This window comes from Nonomuraea sp. NPDC000554 (genome assembly GCF_040300065.1).
Classification (GTDB): domain Bacteria; phylum Actinomycetota; class Actinomycetes; order Streptosporangiales; family Streptosporangiaceae; genus Nonomuraea.
Genome location: NZ_JBEPDC010000003.1, coordinates 75,603 through 89,848 on the forward strand (window position 1 = coordinate 75,603; position 14,246 = coordinate 89,848).

The following is a 14,246-nucleotide window of genomic DNA, read 5'->3' on the forward strand; positions in this document are numbered from 1 at the left end:
AACCGGCTTTCACGAGGGGCCGCGGCCGACGACGTTTTCGCAGGTCAGAGCCGTTTGTGAAGGCAACGTTCGCGTTTGCCAAACCGGCTCTCGGCTGCACAAGATGATGCGCATCCTCGACCGAGCCCCCGACCTGGGGTTTCTTCGCCATGCCCGGAGGAGACCAAGCATGATCCACACCCGGGGACTCACCCGAGTCTTCAAAGCCAAGAAGGTCACCGTCGACGCCGTCCGCGGCATCGACCTGGACGTGGAGCGCGGCCAGCTCGTCGCGTTCCTCGGCCCGAACGGCGCGGGAAAGTCCACCACGCTGCGCATGCTCACCACCCTGCTGCCCGCGACGTCCGGCACCGCCCTGGTCGCCGGGCGGGACGTCCGCCGCGACCCCGGCGGCGTGCGCGGCCGCATCGGCTACGTCGGCCAGAAGAACAGCGCGGGCGAGAACTTCCGCGTCCGCGACGAGCTCGTCACCCAGGGCCGCTGCTACGGGCTGACCGCCCGGCAGGCAGCCGGACGCGCCGACGAACTGCTCGACCTGCTCGACCTCGCCCCCTTGGCCGCCCGCAAGCCCGGGACGCTGTCAGGCGGCCAGCGCCGCCGCCTCGACATCGCGCTCGGCCTCATCCACCGCCCCGACCTGCTCTTCCTGGACGAGCCCTCCACCGGCCTCGACCCCAAGAGCCGCGCCGACATCTGGTCGCACATCCTGCGGCTGCGCGAGACGTACGGCACCACGCTCTTCCTGACCACCCACTACCTGGAGGAAGCCGACAGCATGGCCGAACGGGTGGTGATCATCGACAACGGCCGGATCATCGCCGACGGCACCGCCGAGCAGCTCAAGAACGACCTGGCGGGCGACCACATCACGGTCACCACCACGACCGTGCAGGAGGCCGCCACCGCCGCCCGGCTGGCCGACGCCGAGCCGGACGGCACGACCGTCCGGTTCCGGGTGCCCAACGCCGCCGCGGCCCTCCCCGAGTACCTGCGGGCGCTGGAGCAGGCGGGCGTCAAGGCCGCCACCGCCGAGACCACCCGTCCCACCCTCGACGACGTCTTCCTCACACTGACCGGGAGAAGCCTTACCGATGACGACATTCCTGCGTGACACCGCCACCGTTCTCACCCGCGAGCTCACCCCGTCCCTCCGCGAGCCCCTGGGCCTGCTCTTCCAGATGGGCCAGCCGCTGCTGTTCCTGTTCCTGTTCGGGTCGCTGCTCGACGGGGCGGTGGGCTCGTCGTGGCAGTGGTTCGTGCCGGGCATCCTGGTCATGATGTGCCTGTCGGGGCCGATGGCGGCGGGTTACTCGCTGCTGGTCGAGCTGATCGGCGGCTCGATGGAGCGCATTCTGGTCACCCCGCTGAACCGCACCGCCATGCTGGTGGGCAGGACGCTGAAGGAGATGGCGGTCCTCCTCTGCCAGGCGGTGCTCATCGTCCTGCTGGCGCTGCCGCTCGGCTTCCGCCTCTACCCGGCGGGCGTCCTGGCGGGGCTGGCCCTGCTGACCGTCTTCGGGGTGGGGCTGGGCGCGTTCTCCTTCGTCCTGGCGATCAGGTCGGCGCCCGACGGCACGCTGTTCTACCTCGTCACCCAGGCTCTGCTGTTCCCGTTGCTGCTGCTCTCCGGCGTCCTGCTCCCGATGGACTCGGGCCCCGGGTGGCTGCGGGTGGTCGGCTACCTGAACCCGATCTCCTACATCGTCGACGCGCAGCGCTCCCTGTTCGCGGGCGACCTCACCGACCTGTCGGTCCTGTACGGGACGGTCGCCACGGCCGTGATCGCCGGCCTGGGCCTGTTCTTCGGCAACCGGGCCATGAAGCAGGGCGTCGTCCGCTGACCGCTGCCGAAGGAGGTGCCGCCGGGCGTCAGTTCGTGATCGCCGTCGGGGGCCTCCGGGCGGGTAAGGACGTCACGGGCTGATCGCGAGGAACAGGAACGCGGCGAACAGCACCAGGTGGACTCCGCTCTGCAACAGCGTCGCCCGTCCGGGCACGACGGTGAGAGTGGTGACCACGAAGGTCAGCCCCAGCAGCACCAGGTGGGTGGCGCCGAGCCCGAGCAGCAGCGGGCCTTCCAACCAGATCGACGCCACCGCGATGGCCGGGATGGTCAGCCCGATGCTGGCCATCGCCGAGCCGAGCGCCAGGTTGAGGCTGATCTGGACCTGGTCGCGTCTGGCGGCCCTGACGGCGGCGATGGTCTCGGGCAGCAGCACCAGCAGCGCGATCACCACGCCGACCACGGCCTGCGGCAGCCCGGCGGACGACACCGCGGCCTCGATCACCGGCGACTCGACCTTGGCCAGCCCCACGACCGCGACGAGCGCCGTCAGCAGCAGTCCGAGGCTGGCCATCGCGGTGCTCGTCTCGGGCTTGGGGGCGTGCTCCGCGGGGGCCTGCTCGGCGCCCTCGGGGGTGACAGGCAGGAAGTAGTCGCGGTGCCGGACGGTCTGGGTGAGCACGAACAGGCCGTAGAGCGCGAGCGACACGACGGCGGCGAAGCCGAGTTGAGCGGGTGAGAAGGCCGGGCCCCGCGCGCTCGTCGTGAACGTGGGCAGCGCGAGGCTGAGCGTGCTCAGCGTCGCCACGGTGGCCAGCGCGCCGCCGCTGCCCTCGGCGTTGAACACCGCGACGCGCCGTCGGAGCGTCCCGGTGAGCAGTGACAGGCCGACGATGCCGTTGCAGGTGATCATCACGGCGGCGAACACCGTGTCGCGGGCCAGCGAGGCGGTCTGATCGCCGCCGGAGACCATCAGGCTGACGATCAGCGCCACCTCGATCACGGTGACGGCGACGGCCAGCACGAGCGACCCGAACGGCTCGCCCACCCGGTGGGCGATGACCTCGGCGTGATGCACGGCGGCCAGCACCGCCCCGGCCAGCAGCAGCGCCACCAGGACGACCACCACGCCGGGCAGCTGACGGCCCCACGCCAGCCCCAGGGTGGCCAGGGCGAGCAGGGGAACGACGAAAGTCCAACGCTTCAGTACGTTACGAATGATGTACAGCGTGTTACCCAATCTCTCGCGCCGGCAGCGGGGGGCACCTCCGATCATGCCTAATGTAACGATTAATCACGAAATATCCTGTTCTTGTGACTCGTATCATCGCCACCAGCACGGTGCCGTGGATCCCTGTTCCCCATCGTCTGGACGTCATCCGCGCCGACACCCTCCCGCCGCTCGAACAGACGACCTCGGCCTTCGCCTTCGTCCAGGACAGCATGGGCAGGACGTTGCTGACGCGCATGGATCACCATGGGCGTGACTGGGACCTTCCGGGCGGTCACCTCGAACCTGGTGAAACCCCCGTCGAAGCCGCCGCGCGCGAACTGGCGGAGGAGACCGGGCTGCGGCTCGCGCCGTCCGATTTGGACGTCTTCGCGTGGCAGCGGATCGAACTGGCCGGCCCGGCTCCGTCCGACTACAGGTACGGCGCGCTCACGTACATGGTGCTGTTCCAGGCGCGGCTGGCGGGGCCGGGCGCCCCCACCGCGCCGCCGCCCGAGTCGGAGACCACCCACGCCGCCTGGCTGACCCGTGAGGAGATCGAGCGGCGCTGCGCCCGGCACATCTGGCTGATCGCCTACCGCGACCTCTCGATGTCCGGCCCCCGGTACCACCCTTCGGGGATCTGAGCGAGAGTCGACGGGTGCACCTGCCGCGGCCTGAGCCCGTACAGCTTCTGGAAGCTCATGATGAGCGGCCGCCACACGTCCGGATCGATCCGGTCGGACGTGCCCGCCATCCGGATCTCCTCGTGCACGAACACCCGCGTCACCCGCACCTCGAAGACGACGATCCCGCCGCGCTGCGCCTCGTCGTCCTCCGCCAGCCCGTGCACGGCCTCGACGACCGCCTCCATGCTCACCGGGCACTCGGCCACCCTCGGCGCCGCCACCGTCTCGGACGGCACCGGAGTCAACCCGGCCCGCCCGAACTTGTCCGCCACGAACCGGTACCCGCGCTCCTCCTTGCGGGCAGGCACCGGATCGGCCCCGGTGGTCAACGCCAGCCGGTCCACCTCCGGGGCCATCACGTCGGACGGCAGGTTCAGCACGCACTCGCGCGTCCTGAGCATGTTCTGGGCGCTCTTGGACCTCGACCCGAGGCCCAGCATCGCCCGCCAGCCGAGCCAGAAAGCCGACGACATCGGGGCCAGGTTGGGGGATCCGTCCTCGTTCGACGAGGAGATGAGCACCACGGGGGTGCCGAAGTAGAGGATGTTGGGTTCAATCCGCGTGTGCGTAGGAATCGTAGTAGTCACAGGGCTCACCTTCGCCGCTGGTGACGTCGCCGCGCTGGCGGCATTCGGACGTCTCGCTCCCCCGCCCACCTCACGCCAGCGCTTCCCCGCCTACCGCACGCCATCACTCGCCGCGCGCCTCGGTCGTCATCGATCGAGGAGTTCGGCGAGTTCTGTGAGCGCGCGCTTCCACGGGAAGGCGTCGGCGGGGGCATCCTCGGCGAGCGGCCCCAGGTCCGCCAGCACGCGGACACCGTCGGCGCGCAGTTCCGCCACGCTCCGCCGGTAGGCCCCGCGCGCGGCGAGCGCGCTGTTCACGCACGGCAGCACCACGACCGGGATGCCCAGCCCCGGCGCCTCGGCCAGCACCCCGAGCGCGTAGGTATCGGCGATCCCCTGGGCGAACTTGTTGACCGTGTTGAACGTGGCCGGAGCCACGACGATCGCGTCGGCTCGGGGCGGTTTCGGCTCGTCCGGCTTGCGGTACCGACTGCGGACGGGACGCCCGGTCTGCCTCTCCAGCTCCGCGACGTCGACGAAGTCCAGCGCGGCAGGCGTGGCGACGACCTGCACCTCCCAGCCCTCGTCCTGCGCCATGCCGACGAGCCGCCCGACGTCGCCGGCCGGCCAGGCGGCGCACACGACGACGTAGAGGGTTTCGCCGATCACTGCCCCTCCCACGCATCTCCGAAAGCACTGGCCCTGCCAGGCAACGTACCGGAGCCGGGGCCCACGTCCTAGCCGAGCGCCCTCGGCTGGTCGAGCCCCGAAAGCGCCGTCAGGCTGCCGCCGCCCCGCCTCCGACCAGGCAGGCGTGCAGGGTGCCGCCGCCCCACCTCCGACCAGGCACGCCGAGGCGGGCGCGAGCGCTCCGCCGCTGGAAGTCGGGCTTTTTTCGAGGCTGATCCGAGTGCCATCCTTGCCCCATGGATGACGTTCCCCTGCCGGTCACCGTCCGCTCCTATTCCCCGGCGGACCGCGACGCCGTCGCGGCCTTGGCACCTCGGCTGACCGAAGGTGTGGCGTCTTGGCGCACCCCCGAGGCAGTCGCCAGGGTCGTGCACGGCTGGGTCGAGCACTCTGTCACCCGGTCCGGCACTGGCGGGGCCGCCGTCTTCGTCGCGGAACTGTCCGGCGAGATCGTCGGCTTCGTCAGCGTCACGGAGCAGGCGCACTTCACGGGCGAGCTCGACGGCTACATCGGCGAGCTGGCCGTCTCCTCACGCCATGAAGGGCGCGGGATAGGGAAGCAGCTCGTCGAAGCCGCGGAGGCCTGGGCGAGGAGTCGCGGACGCGCACGGGTCGGGCTGGAAACCGGGGCGGCCAATGCCAGAGCCCGCCGCTTCTACGCGTCCCTGGGCTACCAGGAAGAGGGCGTCCGCCTCAGCAGGCCGGTCGATTCCTGACCCGACGGCCGGCCACAGCGCTTCGCGGGTGGGTGGTCTGCGTGGGTGGGCCAGCAGGGCGAAGCGGTGGTAGGTCACTTCCAGTGGGTGTCCCCGCTCCATCTCCTCGTGCAGGGCGCGCAGGCGGTCGGCGTACCGGTCGGGGGCGAAGTCCGGCACCTGCCAGGAAGTGATCCGCAGGAACAGCACGAGCGCCCCGATGTCGTGGAACGCGGCCGGTACCCGGGCCTCGTCCTGCCAGGTGATCTCGAACCCGGCGTCGGTGAGCTCGGCCGCGGCGGTCGACAGGGTCCAGTCGCGGTAGGTGTGCGGGGGCGCGCCCAGGGCCTGGTTGACCTCTTCGAGGTCGCGTCCGCCGACCTGCTGGGTGACGAAGACGCCGTCGCGGGTCAGGACCCGCCGGACCTCCCGCGGATCGTAGGACTCGTGCCGGTCGACGACCAGCTCGAACGAGCCGTCGGCGAACGGGAGCGCGTCGTCGTCGCCGACCTCGGCCACCTCGACGCCCATCGGCTCCAGGCGTCGCCGCGCGATCGGCAGGTTCGGCTCGTACCCCTCCGTCGCCGCCGTACGGGACGGCAGCGGTGCCAGCGACGCCAGGAGCTCGCCGCCTCCCGTGCCGAGGTCGAGCAGCGAGCTCACCTGGGGCAGCCGCTCCCGCACCAGTTGCTCGTAACTCCACGGCAGGGCGTCGGCCTTCTCGGTGAGCCGCCCCCGGAACACCCCGAAGTCCCAGCCTTCGAACGGCGTCGTCAGGCCCTCAGCGATCAACTCGTCGTATCCCACGACCAAGATCCTCCCAAACCCGTGAAAACCGGCCGCCGTCAGGGGTGATCGCCCGGAGGGCGGCCGCCCACGGCTCGCCACACGAGCGCGGCGGTGCGTCGCGGCCAGCGCTCAGGCGGCTCGTCCTCGGCGAGGGCGCGGGCGTACCAGCTGCCTGTGCACAGGGTGATGGCGATCTCCAGGTCGGCCTCGGCGTCGATGAGCCCCATCCGCCTGGCCGTGTCGAGGATGGCGTGGAGGCGGCGGCGCCGGGGGGCGATCACGCGGGCGCGGTAGCGGGCGAGCACGTCGGGGGTGGTGGTTTCCTGCAGCATGGTGCCGACCAGCGACATCCGTCCCGGCCTGGTCACCGCCTTCTGGAAATGGACGAGCTCGGCGACGAGGTCCGCGAACGGGTCGCCGGTGGCCGCGTCCTGGCCGTGCTCCTCCATGGTGGCCACGGCGGCGGCGGCGAGCTCGGCCTTGCCGGGCCACCTGCGGTAGAGGGCGGGACGGGTGGTGCCGGCTTCCTGCGCGACGGCGGCCAGCGACATCCGCTCGTACCCGTACACCGACAGGTGGCGCCGGGCGACGGCCAGGATGCGGTCGTCGATGGAGGCGTCCCGCGCCCGCCCGGTCCTACGTGTCATGGTCTCGCCCCTATTCCATTACAATGCTGTAATGTAACGAAAGTCCGCTGATCGAAGAGGTCCATCGTGGTCATCGAATACATCCGGTATACCGTTCCCACCGCCCGGGCCGACGAGTTCGAGCAGGCCTACCAGACCGCGGCGAGCGTGTTGGACGACGACCCGCACTGCCTGGCGTACGAGATCGCCCGGGGCGTCGAGGAGCCCGAGCACTACACCGTACGGATCGAATGGGACTCGGTGGAAGGGCACGAGCAGGGCTTCCGCCGCAGCGCCCGCTTCGGCGAGTTCTTCGCCGCGGTGAAGCCCTTCTTCCCGCAGATCCAGGAGATGAAGCACTACACCGCCCGGTTCGGAGCAGGACGATGAGCATGGCCGGCCTGCTCGCGCGGGCCCGCCTGCTCAACCGCGACCTGGCGCCCGGCGAGCCGCTGGCCGAAACGGTGATCCGGCCGCTGTCCGCCGCGGTCGACGAGCCCGAGCCGGACGTCACCGAGACCGGCCCGCCCGCCGACCGCCTGTGGGAGCTGGTCAAGGACGCCACCCGGCTGCGCGTCCTGCCCGGCGCCCCTGACGGCCTGATCGAGGCGACGGCCGCGTTACAGCACCTGGCCTGCCTGTTCGCCGAGGACAGCGACGCCCTGGCCGCCCGGATCGCGGCGCTGGCCGACATCCAGCGCGATCTGGACGCCCGGATCGACGTCGCGGCCGACGGCCCGTACCTGGTCACCAACGCCTCGAAGATCACCAACTGGCTCGGCGAGCCGATCCAGGCCTTCCCCCAGATGGCCCTGTGCCGATGCGGCCGGTCGGCCACGAAACCGCTGTGCGACGGCAGCCACGTCCGCGCCGGGTTCAGCGGCGCCAAGGACCCCGGCCGGGTGCCCGACCGCCAGGACTCCTACCCGGGCACACAGGTCACCGTGCTGGACAACCGCGGCGTCTGCGCCCACTCGGGGTTCTGCACCGACCGGCTGCCCACCGTGTTCCGGCAGGGCGAGGAGCCGTTCGTGGCGCCCAGCGGCGGCCGGGCCGACGAGATCATCCGTGCCGCGCGAGCCTGCCCCTCCGGCGCTCTCGGCTACGCGGTCGACGGCCGGACCGCCCCCGCCCCGGAACGCGAACCCGCGATCGAGGTGTCCAAGGACGGCCCGTACCGGATCACCGGTGGCATCCCGCTCGACGGCGACACGTCCCGGGAGCACTACAGCCTGTGCAGGTGCGGCCAGTCGCGGAACAAGCCGTTCTGCAGCGGCATGCACTACTACGTCGGCTTCAGCGACCCACCCATGTCCGACGAGCCCACGCTCTTCGAGTGGGCCGGCGGGCTGCCCGCGCTGACCCGGATGACGAAGATCTTCTACGACAAGTACGTCCCGCAGGACGACCTGCTCGCGCCGCTGTTCGCCCGGATGTCCCCGGACCATCCCGAACGCGTCGCCGCCTGGCTCGCCGAGACCTTCGGCGGCCCGAGGCTCTACACCGAGCGGTACGGCGGCTACGACCACATGATCGGCGAGCACGCCGGCAAGTCGCTGACCGAGCAGTGGCGGGCCCGCTGGGCGCAGCTCATGGGACGGGCCGCCGACGAGGCCGGGCTGCCCACCGACCCCGAGTTCCGCGCCGCGTTCGCCGGCTACATCGAATGGGGTTCGCGGATCGCGGTGGAGAACTCGCAGCCCGGCGCAGCCCCGCCGCCGCACATGCCGGTGCCGCGCTGGTGGTGGGTGTGCGAGGCCAGGCCCGGCTCGCGCGTCTCCGCCCTGGCGCCGCCCGCCGAACAGGCGCCCGTGGAGCTTCCCGCGCCGGACGAGCCCGTCGGCTTCGCCGACCACATCAAGCCGCTGTTCCGCGAGATGGACCGCAAGTCGATGACCTTCGCCTTCGACCTCTGGTCGCACGCGGACGTCACCCAGCACGCCGCCGCCATCCTGGACAAGCTCCGCCAGGGCAAGATGCCCTGCGACGGCGCCTGGCCCGCCGAGCACGTCGAGCTGTTCGCCCGCTGGATCGCTGAGGGGATCCCGCCGTGAGCGACGCACGCCCCCCGACGGGCGCCTCTCCTGGCGGCTGACACTCGGCTGTGATCCGCGCCACATTCCCGCCGGACGAGAACCCGCGGCGCCCCTGTCGGCCACTACCGGACAGGTCCCGGCACGACAGGGGATCACCGGACTGACGAAGACGCCGAGGAGTCACGATGAACAAGAGCACGGTCGCCGCGATCGTCGGAGCGAGCCTGATGGCCGGGCTGCTCGGACTGGGCGCCAGCAGCGCGTCCGCCAGCGACGAGGCCCACCAGCCGCGGCCGCCGAAGGGCGCCAGGGCGGTCGTCCAGGTCAGCCCCAACCCCACCGCCAAGCGCGGCGAGGAGATCACCATCACCGGCAACTGCGGCGGAGGCAAGAAGCTGAACGCCGTGATCGGCGGAATCGGCGGCGAGTCGATCCTGGAGAACGTCCGCATCGTCAACGACGACCCGAAGGGGTTCGTGGCCAAGGCGAACCTCGCCGAGACGATCGGCAACGGCGTCGGCCCCATCTTCGTCGACTGCGGCGGGGAAGCGGGCGTGACTCTCCTGGTCACCCACGTCTGATCCGCACCGTCGCCGGGAGCCAGGCCGGTTCCCGGCGACCCCGGGATCATGCGCTCCGGACGTCTGCCAGGATTCGAGCGGACCCGCATTGACCGCCGGCGCCCCCAGGCAGGGGCCCGTCCTGTGCCGACCTGAGGAGTACCCGTATGGACCGGAGACGTTTTCTCGCCCTGACCGGCGCCGCCGCCGGCCTGGCCACAGTGGGTTTCGGGCAGCCGGCGCAGGCGGCGAGCTACCCCTTCTACAACCGCCGTGTCCCCGACGAGGCGCACGCGAAGATGAACGAGTTGGCGCCGTACGGCATCACGTCGTTCGCGTTCACGCCGTCCAACGGCTGGGTCATCGTCACCCAGGACGGCCGCTATTTCGGCCGAGGCCTTCCCGACGCGTGTTTCGCCGAGCTCGGCAAGCTGATCAAGGCGGGTTGGCGGATCCACTGCGTGGCCTTTCCGCCCGAAGGCGGCGACCGGTGGGTGATCACCGGTGACAAGGGCGCGTCCGCGCGCAACATCCCCGACGAGTGCCACCAACGCATCCTCGCCTGCTACAGCGCCGGCCAGCAGGTCGTCGACGTCGCCTTCCCGCCGGCAGGCGGCAACCGCTGGGTGGTGGCCGCCACGAACGGTTTCTACGCGCGCTCGGTCGATGACGAGTGCTACCAGATGATGCGCAACCTGACGCAGGGCGGACGCCGCATAACCCGCGTCGCCTTCCCCCGCGCGGGCGGGTGGGCGGTCGTCGCGCAGGACGAGTTCCACGTGCGCGGCATCGACGACGAGTGCTTCAAGCAGATGAACAGCCTCACCGCCGACGGCTGGCAGCTGCACAACGTGGCCTTCTCGCCGGTCAACGCCGGCTGGTCGCTGTGCACGCGCGGCAAGGCGCCGGCACTGCCCGTGGACCGGGTGCGGCAGGTCGAGAACGCGGTGGGCGGCTCGACCATCTGGCAGCGGATGAGCAACTGGAAGACGCCGGGTGCGGCGGTCGCGGTGGTGGTCGGCAACAAGATCGCCTGGTCCACCGGGTACGGCTGGCTGGAGGCGGACACCGGCGCCGCCGCGCACCCGGAGACCGGCTTCCAGGCCGCCTCCATCAGCAAGGCCGTCACCTCGGTCGGCGTGCTGCGTCTCATGCAGACGCTCAAGCAGCCGCTGACCAACGACATCCGCCCCTACCTCGACTGGACCCTGTCGCGCCGCTCGTGCGTCTCGGCGACGCCGGTGCCGACGATCGACCGCATGCTGACGCACCGGGCCGGCGTCATCGGACGCGGCTCCACCTCCCCGGCCGACGCCTGCTCCGGCTTCGACGCCGGCGCGGGCGGCGGCTTCGCCGGCTACGGGCCGACCGCGTCCGTGCCCTCGCTGCTCCAGGTCATGAACGGCGAGGGCAACTCGCCGAAGATCGAGCTCACCACCGACCCCGGTGCGGAGTACCACTACTCCGGCGCCGGATTCGTCCTGCTGCAGCGGATGGTGGAGCAGCAGAGCGGCATGTCGCTGACCCAGTACATGGACAAGGAGGTGTTCGCGCCGCTCGGCATGAAGACCAGTTCCTACGCGCTGGCGCCCTCGTTCGAGCTCGCCGCCGGGCACACCGCCACCGGCGCCGTGATCCCCGGCAAGCGGAACCGCTACCCGGAGTCGGCCGCGGCCGGCCTCTACACGAACGTCCTCGACCTGTGCCAACTCGTGTGCTACCTCAACAAGGCGTGGACCGCGCCCGGCGACATCGCGGGCCCGCTCACCAAGGCCTCCGTCCGGACGCTGCTCAGCGCGGGCCCGGAGCCCAGTATGGGCCGGGGCTTCTTCATCGCCGGTTCCGGGACGAAGAACTTCTCCTTCACCCACGACGGCTCGAACTACGGCTTCAAGTCCGTGTTCAAGGGCTACCCCGAGCTGGGGGCCGGGTACGCCGTCCTGGTCAACGGCAACAACACGAGCCTGGTCAACGAGATCGCCGCGTCCATCAGGTCGGCCTACGGCTGGGCCTGACCTCGACTGGCCGGTTTGCAGGCACCCTCAGGTACGCTCGCAGATCGTCCTCGCGCCTGCCGGTATTGAACGGCCGCCCGCGTCGGCGAGTGCCTGATCCGTCCGGTGCGCGGTCCGTACGGCCCTCCCGGGGTCTGGTGCGGGCGGGCTAGCGTGGGCGGCGTGAGTGAGCGAGTGGCGAGCACGGGCCGGGTGGTGGTCCTGGTCCTGCCGGACGTGAACCTGCTGGACCTGGGCGGTCCGGTCCAGGTCTTCGACGCCGCGGCGCACCTGGGGGCCGGCTACCGGCTGGAGTACGCGTCCGACGCCGAAGAGGCGGTGTCTGCGCAGGGGCTGCGGCTGGCCGGGTTCGCCGGGCTGCCGCCGACCGCGCCCGGCGACCTGGTGCTGGTACCGGGGCCCCGGCTTCGGCCGGACGAGCCGCTGGTTCCGGGCTCGGTGACGCGGTGGCTGCGTACCGCTGAGCGCTGCGGGGCCCGGATAGCGTCGGTGTGCAGCGGCGCGGCGGCGCTGGGCGAGGCCGGGCTGCTGGACGGACGCCGATGCACCACCCACTGGTCGCTCATCGAGGCGATGCGGCAGAGATACCCGGCAGCGCGGGTCCAGGACGGGGTGCTGTACGTCCACGACGGCCCGGTGAGCACCAGCGCGGGGATCTCGTCCGGGATCGATCTCGCGCTGTCGCTGGTGGAACGCGATCACGGCCCCGCACTCGCCGCGGCCGTCGCCCGGGAACTGGTGGTCTACCTGCGGCGGAACGGCTCGGCGAGCCAGATCAGTCCGTTTCTCCAGCACCGTTCGCATCTGCATCCTGCCGTCCATCGCGTACAGGATCATCTCGCCCAGCACCTGGACGCCCCGCACACCCTCGCCGAGCTGGCCGCCGTGGCGCACCTGTCTCCGCGGGGGCTGAGCCGGGCGTTCGGCGCGGCGATCGGCATCACCCCCCTGGAATACCAGCAGCAGCTGCGCCTGGAACGGGCGTCGAGGCTGCTGGCCGACACCGACCTCGGCGTGGACGCCGTGGCAACCCGCTGCGGTTTCCGCGACGTCCGGCACTTCCGCCGCCTGTTCTCCGCCCGGTACGGGATGCCCCCGTCCGAGGCTCGCAAGCACACGCGCTGAACGGAGCCTCCCGTGTCCCCTGTCCACCGCAGGTCCGTCGTGCGCCGGATCGGGCGTGTCGTGCTGGGCGCCGCCGTGTTCCTCGCCATCCTGGGCGGGACCGGCGCCGCCGGTGTCACGACCGCGATGGGCCAGAGCTACCCCGGGTATCGCCAGCGCCCGCCCGCCCAGGGCTGGCCGGGTCCCAGGGCGATACCCGGCGGACGGATCACTGTCGCGATCGTGGTCAGCAACGCCGGCTCGGTCTCCGCCGACGTTCTCGCCCCGTACGAGGTCTTCGCCCGGTCGGAAAGGTTCGCCGTCTACACCGTCGCGGCCCGCAGAGCCCCGTCCCCTCTGTCCGGCGGCCTGCACCTGCTGCCCGACCACACCCTTGAGGAGGTCGGGAGCGGCGCCGTTCCCGAACCGGACGTGGTGGTGGTGCCCGCCGTCATCGATCCCACCGGCACGACGGAGAAGCCGCTGCGTGAGTGGATCGCCGCACGCGCCCGGAACGGCTCCCGCCTGCTGGGCGTCTGCGCGGGCTCGGAACTCCTCGCGGCCACTGGTGTGCTCGACAACCGCCGGGCGACGTCCTTCTGGGCCGGCATCGACTCCCTGAAGCGGAGCCACCCCGCGGTGCGCTGGCAGAGCGGCGAGCGCTATGTGGAGGACGGCACGATCACCACCACGGCCGGCATCACGTCCGGCACTGTCGGCGCGCTGCGCCTGGTCGAGCGGCTCGCGGGCGCGGCGGAGGCGCGGCGCGTCGGCAGCGCGCTCCACTACCCCGGCTGGAGCCTGGACGGATCCACCGCGATCATCCCAAACCACCTCGCCCTGTCCGACCTGCCCTACGCGCTGAACGCGGCGTTCCCTTGGTGGCGCCCCACGATCGGCATCGGGCTGACGGACGGAGTGGGAGAGATCGACGCCGCCGCCGCGTTCGAGGTCTACTCCGGCGTCTCCTTCAGCGCCCGCGCGATCCCGATCAGCCCCACCGGGACGGTCACCACGCGGCACGGCGCGGTCCTGCTCACCGAGCCGGTGGGAACGGCGGTGCCACGCGTGGACCGGTTCGTGGTTCCGGGTGTGCGCGGCGACGTGCCGTCCGCCCTGGCGAACTGGGCGTCAGGACGGGGTCTCACACCGGAACTGCCTGGCGGCGGACGACGCGACGACGAGTTCGGTTTCGACCCGATGCTCCGTGACCTCGCCGCCCACGCCGACGGTGCCACAGCCCGGACCACCGCCAAGTTCTCCGAATACCCCATCGGACAACTCCGTCTGTCCGGGGCAAGCTGGCCCTGGCGTTCCACAGCGATCTTCGCCGTCGCCCTGGCCGGCTCCGTCGGCGTCGGCCTGCTCGCCGTCGTCCTACCGCGCCTGCTCCGCCGCCGCACGGCGAGCGCTACGACACGACCCGACCAGAACTCACCTGACAGCGGGCTGGACTGAAGATCACGTCGGACCGGCGCAGGGC

At 71.3% G+C, this 14,246-nt stretch carries 14 protein-coding genes and 1 pseudogene; 10 read left to right on the top strand and 5 right to left on the bottom strand.

The genetic code is table 11. From position 1 onward, the window contains the following. The first annotated feature begins 169 nt into the window (after nt 1-169). Nucleotides 170-1,111, top strand: coding sequence for an ATP-binding cassette domain-containing protein (locus ABT294_RS06795; RefSeq protein ID WP_350804069.1), 942 nt, complete (start codon nt 170-172; stop codon nt 1,109-1,111). Next, nucleotides 1,092-1,841 carry an ABC transporter permease gene (locus ABT294_RS06800; protein WP_350804070.1) on the top strand — a complete coding sequence of 250 codons (750 nt, stop codon included), beginning with the start codon at nt 1,092-1,094 and terminating at the stop codon, nt 1,839-1,841. The genes ABT294_RS06795 and ABT294_RS06800 overlap by 20 nt, the downstream gene beginning before the upstream one ends. A 72-nt stretch (nt 1,842-1,913) precedes the next feature. On the opposite strand, the gene ABT294_RS06805 is transcribed toward ABT294_RS06800, so the two are convergent. Continuing rightward, nucleotides 1,914-3,023: a calcium:cation antiporter gene (locus ABT294_RS06805; RefSeq protein WP_350804071.1), complete on the bottom strand. Its 1,110-nt coding sequence runs from the start codon at nt 3,021-3,023 to the stop codon at nt 1,914-1,916. A 74-nt stretch (nt 3,024-3,097) separates the two neighbouring features. Between ABT294_RS06805 and ABT294_RS06810 the strand changes: the two genes are divergently transcribed. After that, on the top strand, nt 3,098-3,640 hold the full coding sequence (locus ABT294_RS06810; RefSeq protein ID WP_350804073.1) for an NUDIX domain-containing protein: 543 nt from the start codon (nt 3,098-3,100) through the stop codon (nt 3,638-3,640). Here ABT294_RS06810 and ABT294_RS06815 read toward each other — a convergent pair. Together ABT294_RS06815 and ABT294_RS06820 are read right to left on the bottom strand one after the other, a co-directional pair. Beyond that, nucleotides 3,589-4,269 (bottom strand): flavin reductase family protein, encoded by a 681-nt coding sequence (locus tag ABT294_RS06815; RefSeq protein WP_350804074.1) that lies wholly within the window; start codon nt 4,267-4,269, stop codon nt 3,589-3,591. The two genes, ABT294_RS06810 and ABT294_RS06815, sit on opposite strands and share 52 nt — an antisense overlap. 126 nt (nt 4,270-4,395) lie before the next feature. Beyond that, nucleotides 4,396-4,917 (bottom strand): flavoprotein, encoded by a 522-nt coding sequence (locus ABT294_RS06820; protein ID WP_350804075.1) that lies wholly within the window; start codon nt 4,915-4,917, stop codon nt 4,396-4,398. A 257-nt stretch (nt 4,918-5,174) separates the two neighbouring features. Here ABT294_RS06820 and ABT294_RS06825 point away from each other — a divergent pair, with 257 nt between their 5' ends. Then, on the top strand, nt 5,175-5,654 hold the full coding sequence (locus tag ABT294_RS06825) for a GNAT family N-acetyltransferase (protein WP_350804077.1): 480 nt from the start codon (nt 5,175-5,177) through the stop codon (nt 5,652-5,654). Between the two features lie 381 nt (nt 5,655-6,035). Here ABT294_RS06825 and ABT294_RS06830 read toward each other — a convergent pair. Next, nucleotides 6,036-6,521, bottom strand: a pseudogene (locus tag ABT294_RS06830) (class I SAM-dependent methyltransferase); the annotation flags it as partial. Further along, nucleotides 6,479-7,069: a TetR/AcrR family transcriptional regulator gene (locus tag ABT294_RS06835; protein WP_350804079.1), complete on the bottom strand. Its 591-nt coding sequence runs from the start codon at nt 7,067-7,069 to the stop codon at nt 6,479-6,481. The gene ABT294_RS06835 and the pseudogene ABT294_RS06830, both read right to left, overlap by 43 nt. Nucleotides 7,070-7,135: 66 nt before the next feature. Between ABT294_RS06835 and ABT294_RS06840 the strand changes: the two genes are divergently transcribed. From ABT294_RS06840 to ABT294_RS06865, 6 genes are all read left to right on the top strand, one after another. Further along, nucleotides 7,136-7,438: an antibiotic biosynthesis monooxygenase family protein gene (locus ABT294_RS06840; protein WP_350804080.1), complete on the top strand. Its 303-nt coding sequence runs from the start codon at nt 7,136-7,138 to the stop codon at nt 7,436-7,438. Continuing rightward, nucleotides 7,435-9,102: a CDGSH iron-sulfur domain-containing protein gene (locus ABT294_RS06845; protein ID WP_350804081.1), complete on the top strand. Its 1,668-nt coding sequence runs from the start codon at nt 7,435-7,437 to the stop codon at nt 9,100-9,102. Before ABT294_RS06840 ends, ABT294_RS06845 begins: the two co-directional genes overlap by 4 nt. Before the next feature lie 167 nt (nt 9,103-9,269). Further along, complete coding sequence (locus ABT294_RS06850; protein WP_350804082.1) at nt 9,270-9,665, top strand: hypothetical protein; 396 nt, start codon at nt 9,270-9,272, stop codon at nt 9,663-9,665. Nucleotides 9,666-9,811: 146 nt separating this feature from the next. After that, complete coding sequence (locus ABT294_RS06855) at nt 9,812-11,659, top strand: serine hydrolase domain-containing protein (RefSeq protein ID WP_350804085.1); 1,848 nt, start codon at nt 9,812-9,814, stop codon at nt 11,657-11,659. A gap of 162 nt (nt 11,660-11,821) precedes the next feature. Continuing rightward, nucleotides 11,822-12,784: a GlxA family transcriptional regulator gene (locus ABT294_RS06860; protein ID WP_350804086.1), complete on the top strand. Its 963-nt coding sequence runs from the start codon at nt 11,822-11,824 to the stop codon at nt 12,782-12,784. Between the two features lie 12 nt (nt 12,785-12,796). Next, nucleotides 12,797-14,221 (top strand): DJ-1/PfpI family protein, encoded by a 1,425-nt coding sequence (locus tag ABT294_RS06865; protein WP_350804087.1) that lies wholly within the window; start codon nt 12,797-12,799, stop codon nt 14,219-14,221. Nucleotides 14,222-14,246: the final 25 nt, after the last annotated feature.

Excerpts from the sequence above, each read along its gene's own strand:
- ABT294_RS06795 (WP_350804069.1), top strand. The coding sequence starts at position 170 with ATGATCCACACCCGGGGACTCACCCGAGTCTTCAAAGCCAAGAAGGTC.
- ABT294_RS06825 (WP_350804077.1), top strand. The coding sequence starts at position 5,175 with ATGGATGACGTTCCCCTGCCGGTCACCGTCCGCTCCTATTCCCCGGCG.
- ABT294_RS06800 (WP_350804070.1), top strand. The coding sequence starts at position 1,092 with ATGACGACATTCCTGCGTGACACCGCCACCGTTCTCACCCGCGAGCTC.
- ABT294_RS06850 (WP_350804082.1), top strand. The coding sequence starts at position 9,270 with ATGAACAAGAGCACGGTCGCCGCGATCGTCGGAGCGAGCCTGATGGCC.
- ABT294_RS06845 (WP_350804081.1), top strand. The coding sequence starts at position 7,435 with ATGAGCATGGCCGGCCTGCTCGCGCGGGCCCGCCTGCTCAACCGCGAC.
- ABT294_RS06855 (WP_350804085.1), top strand. The coding sequence starts at position 9,812 with ATGGACCGGAGACGTTTTCTCGCCCTGACCGGCGCCGCCGCCGGCCTG.
- ABT294_RS06835 (WP_350804079.1), bottom strand. The coding sequence starts at position 7,069 with ATGACACGTAGGACCGGGCGGGCGCGGGACGCCTCCATCGACGACCGC.